This is a genomic window from Xanthobacter sp. BG11Y11_SDJG (assembly GCF_057364445.1).
In genome coordinates, this window is record NZ_JBNFNU010000333.1 from 1 (window position 1) to 4,740 (window position 4,740).

Genomic DNA, 4,740 nt, shown 5'->3' on the forward strand with positions numbered 1-4,740 from the left:
CGGCGCGCGCCATGGCTTCGAGCGCCGCGCCACCGGTCTCGCCCAGCGCGCGGCGCGGGCGACCAGGCCCTCCGCTTCGATCACGCCGATGGCGGCAAGGCCCACGGCGCTGCCGAGCGGGCTCTTCTCGTGGGTGTAGTGGCCGAGCGCCAGATGCGGCGCCACATCGAGGCCGTCGCGCACCACCAGGGCCGCCTGGGGCACGATGCCCCCGCCGAGCCCCTTGCCGAGCGCCACCATGTCCGGCACGCAGCCCATCTGCTCGAACACGTAGAACGAGCCGCAGCGCCCCAGCGCAGAGGGAATCTCGTCGAACACCAGCAGCGCGCCATGGCGGGTGCAGCTCTCCCGCACCCTGGCCCAGAAGCCGGGCGGCGGCGGCTCCACCGTGGTCCAGCGCACCGGCTCGGCGATCAGCGCCGCCACGTCGCCCTGAACCTCCAGCACGTAGTCGATATAGTCCGCGAGGCGATCCGTGGCCTTGTCGTCGTCGCCGAAGAAGCGGCGCGCGAGGCCGGGCGGCGGCACGTGCTCCGTGCCCGGCAGGAGCGGCCCCACATCCTTGCGGAACAGCGCCTCCCCGCCCACCGAGATGGCGTCGAGATTGGCGCCGTGGAAGGCGTCCCACATGGACAGCGTCTTGTGGCGGCCGGTGGCGAGCCGGGCGAGCTTCAGCGCCACGCCGATGGCCGCCGAGCCCGAGGGCACGAGCAGCACCTTGCCGAACGGCGGGCCGGCGAGCTCAACCAGCTTCTCCGCGAACGCCACCGCCTCCGCGCAGGTGAAGCGGCGCGGGCAGAAGGGCAGGCGCTCCAGCTGCGCGCGGATCGCCTCCACCACGGCGGGATGGCCGTGGCCAAGCTGGTGCACGCTGTTGCCGTGGAAATCGAGGATGCGCCGGCCGTCCGCCGTCACGAGGTAGGCCCCCTCGGCGCCGACGATGGCGTCGAGGCACGGGGTGGAGAGCGACTGGTGCAGGAACACGTCCGCGTCGCGCGCCAGCAGCGCGCGCGTGTCCTCGTCGTGGCGGGCGTCCCAGGCGGCGCGCAGAGGCGAGGTGTTGACGCTCCCCTCGCTGGCGCGCCGGCGCCGCCGGCCGCCGTGCTCAAGGCTGCTCGCCGCGGGCGAGGGCGCCCTCGATCTCGTCCAGAACCTCTTCGAGGTCGGCGACGCTGTCGATGACGAAATGGGCGCCCGAGCGCACCAGGGACGCGTAAGCGGCGGCGCGGCGTGCCTCGAACTCCTCCGGCGAGAGCGCCTCGGTCTCCGCCGGGTCGAGCCCGAACAGGTTGCCGGTGAGCGCGATGCCCACGGTCCAGCAGCCGGCGTTCAGGCCTTCGGCGATGCCGACCTCGGTGTCGTCCACCTTGACCACCCGCGCCGCCGGCCACACGCCGAGATCGATCAGCGTCTTGTAGAGCATCAGCGGGGAGGGCCGCCCGGCGGAGAGGTCGCCGGCGCACACCATGCTGTCGGGCGCATAGCCCTGCGCGGCGGCGAGCGGCAGGATGGGGGCCATGATCTCGCGGGTATAGCCGGTGGTGGAGCCGATCTTGAGGCCCGCCGCCTTGAGGCGCGCGACCACGCCGGCGACGCCCTCGATCAGGCCCGCATAGTCCGCCGCCACCGCGACGTTCATGGGCACGAACACCTCGTAGACCTTGTCGATGTCGGCTTCGCCCGGGGCGTGGCCGTGCTTGTCCGTCCAGGCGGCGGCGACGCGCGGCAGCGCCATCAGAGCGGCGATGTGGTCGCGCTTCGCCATGCCCATGGGGCCGCGCGCCTCCTCGACCGACAGGTCGATGCCGAACTGTGCGAACGCGCGCTGGAACACGCCCATCGGCGCCTTCGAGCCGTGGTCGATCATGGTGCCCGCCCAGTCGAAGACGACGGCGGAAATGTTCTCGTAGGTCATGCTTTCACGCTCCGGAAAACTCTTCGAGCGTCTCCTCGGCGATGGCGAAGGCGGTGGACGCCCCGGTGCCGGAGGTGACGATGACAAGGCGGGTATCGGCGGCCGGCGCCTCCCGTACCATCAGACGGTCGGGCAGCGAAGCATAGGTGCCGCTCCAGCGCTCGGCGACGCGCGCGCCCGGCACCGCGAGCACCCGGTCCAGCTCGCCGAGGATGATGTCGTCCACCGCCTCGCGCGAGAACGGCGCAGGCGAAAATCCGTAATGGTGGCTGTCGCCGACGATCAGGCCGCCGTCCGCCCCCTGCACGGCGATCAGGTGGATGCCGTTCTCCAGCGCCTGCGGCTGCTCCGCCTGGAGGCGATCCGCAAGGGCCGCGGCCTCGGGCAGCTCGCTGTAGCCGAGATAGCGCACCAGCGAGAGATCGCTCATGACCGCGCAGGGCAGGCGGAAGCCTTCGGGCGGCGTCACCTTCAGCATGTGGAGCCGGCAGCGGGTGATACCGAGCCGCGCGATCACGTCGGGGTAGAGGGTCAGCAGTTCGTCGCCGGGGCAGACGACGATGTGGCGGGCGCGGATGTCGCCGTCGGTGGTGGCGACGACGCCATCCTCCACCGCCTTGACCAGCGAGCGGCGGCGGAACGAGACGCCCTTCTCCTCCAGCCAGGCGGCGAGCAGGGGCACCGCCTGCCGGCTCTCCACCCGCCGCTCGTGCGGGCTGTAGAGCGCGCCGGCGAAGGGCCGGTCCGCCAGCGCGGCGCCGTAGGAGCGCATGGCCTCTTCAGCGGTGAGCAGGTGGCAGTCTTCCCCCATCTCGGTGAGGCGGAAGGCCTCCAGCACCGCCATGGCCTCGGGCCGCTGGGCCACCACCAGAAGGCCCTCGTGCTCGACGCGGATGCCGGCGTCGGGCGCGACCTCTTCCCAGATGTCGCGCGAGCGCATGGCGCGGCGCCAGCATTCGCCGCGCTGCTGCCCGGTGACGGTGACGAAGCCGAAATTGCGCACCGAGGCGCCCACGGCCTCGGCCTCGCGGTCGATCACCACCACCGACAGGCCGCGCCGGAGGCCGGACAGCGCGTGCGCGAGGCCGACGATGCCGGCGCCCACCACCGCGAGGTCGAACGTCGTGCTCATCGGATGCGCCAGGCCTGGGTGCGCGAGAGGCCGCGCGAAAGGAGCGCGTGCACGAGGCGGGCGCCGAGATTGGTGTAGAAGATCAGCATGCACATGGCGGCGGCGCCCTGGATCTGGCCCGCATCGTCCATGTTCAGCGCCGCCACCGCCGCGAGCGTGGTGGTGGGGGCGTAGAGGAAGACCACCGCCGAGACCGTGGTCATGGCATTCACGAAATAATAGGCGGCGATGTCGAGCGCCGTGGGCAGGCACACCGGCAGCGTCACGCGGCTGAACACGCGCGTCACCGGCTGCTTGAGCGAGGCGGCCACCGCCTCGAACTCCTTGTCCATGGCCTTCAGCGCGGTCAGCGCCGTGAGGTGGGAGACGGTGTAGAAATGGGTGATGGAGGAGATCACCAGGATCGCCATGGTGCCGTAGACGACGTTGAGCGGGTTCGCCCGGTCGTTGAAGAAGAAGATGTAGGACAGGCCCAGCACCAGTCCGGGAATGGCCATGGGCATCATGGCGAGGAAGTGCAGGCCCGCGCGCGCCGCGGCGAAGCCCCGGCCCTTCTCGACCAGATAGGCGCCGACGAACACCACCGCCGTGCCGATCACCGCCACGTAGAAGGACATGCGCAGGGAGTTGAAATAGGATTCCCAGCCGCCGCCGTCGACGCCCTCGAAGGCGAAATGGGCGAACGAGAGCGAAAGGTTGTAGGGCCAGAACTTCACCAGGGAGGCATACTGCGCCACGCCCAGCACCAGCATCAGGAGACCCGCCACCAGGCAGCAGAACAGGAAGGCGCCGGCATCGAGCATGAGGTTGCGTGACGGCATGTAGGGCACGGCGCGGGCGGTGAGCAGCGCCACCTGCTTCGCCGTCACCATGCGGTCGACGAAGAAGGCGATCACCGCCGGCACCAGAAGGATCACCGAGACCACCGCCCCCATGGCGAAGTTCTGCTGGCCCACCACCTGCTTGTAGATGTCCACCGCGAGCACGTTGAAGTCGCCGCCCACCACCTTCGGCACGCCGAACTCGGTGATGGTGAGCGTGAACACCACGAAGGCGGCGGAGATGATGCCGTAGCGGGCGCCCGGCAGCGTCACGTTGAAGAAGGTGCGGGTCGGCGAGGTGCGCAGCGCCCGCGCCGCCTCGAACAGCCGCGCGTCGGAGATGGCGAGCGCGGTGGCGATGATGAGGAAGGCGTGGGGGAAGGTGAAGAAAACGCAGCCCGCGACGATGCCCGGCGCGCCGTAGATCGACGCGCCCATCATCAGGTCCTTCAGGAGCCCCTGATTGCCGAACAGATAGACCAGCGACAGGCCGGCGAGCAGCGAGGGCACCAGGATCGGCACCATGGCGATGGTGCGGAACAGGCCTTTCAGCGGCATGCAGGTGCGCTGGAGCGCATAGGCGAAGCCGAAGGCGAGCAGGACCGTGATGAGCGTGGTGGAGAGCGAGACCACGAGGCTGTTGACGATGGAATCCGTGAGCGCCGGGTTGCTGAAATAGGCGATGTAGTTGCCGAGCGAGCGCAGCGTCCCCGCCCGCAGCACCAGCCGGCGCAGATCGCGCGGCCCGGCCTCGACCCAGTCGCCCGGAGCCGCGGCCTTGCCGGCGAGTTCCAGCACGCCGTCGGACGCGCCGCCCGACAGGCGCATCCGCACCGCATTCAGCGGCCGCCTCGAGCGGCCATCGGGGAACA

The 4,740-nt window shown here is 70.6% G+C and carries 4 protein-coding genes; all 4 read right to left on the reverse strand.

Annotated elements, in window-relative coordinates; all coding sequences use genetic code 11:
* A partial coding sequence (locus tag AC2W7M_RS20040) for an aspartate aminotransferase family protein (RefSeq protein ID WP_486134361.1) occupies positions 1-1,188 on the reverse strand: 1,188 nt, incomplete at its 3' end.
* Entirely contained in the window at positions 1,106-1,915 is an 810-nt protein-coding gene (phnX, locus tag AC2W7M_RS20045; RefSeq protein ID WP_486134356.1) for a phosphonoacetaldehyde hydrolase, read from the reverse strand. The genes AC2W7M_RS20040 and phnX, both read right to left, overlap by 83 nt.
* Positions 1,916-1,919: 4 nt before the next feature.
* The gene (locus AC2W7M_RS20050; RefSeq protein WP_486134358.1) at positions 1,920-3,047 is read right to left on the reverse strand and encodes a TIGR03364 family FAD-dependent oxidoreductase; all 1,128 of its coding nucleotides are present in this window, start codon (positions 3,045-3,047) and stop codon (positions 1,920-1,922) included.
* A partial coding sequence (locus AC2W7M_RS20055) for a putative 2-aminoethylphosphonate ABC transporter permease subunit (protein WP_486134360.1) occupies positions 3,044-4,740 on the reverse strand: 1,697 nt, incomplete at its 5' end. The genes AC2W7M_RS20055 and AC2W7M_RS20050, both read right to left, overlap by 4 nt.

Coding starts and splice junctions, on each gene's coding strand:
- phnX (WP_486134356.1), bottom strand. CDS start 1,915: ATGACCTACGAGAACATTTCCGCCGTCGTCTTCGACTGGGCGGGCACC.
- AC2W7M_RS20050 (WP_486134358.1), bottom strand. CDS start 3,047: ATGAGCACGACGTTCGACCTCGCGGTGGTGGGCGCCGGCATCGTCGGC.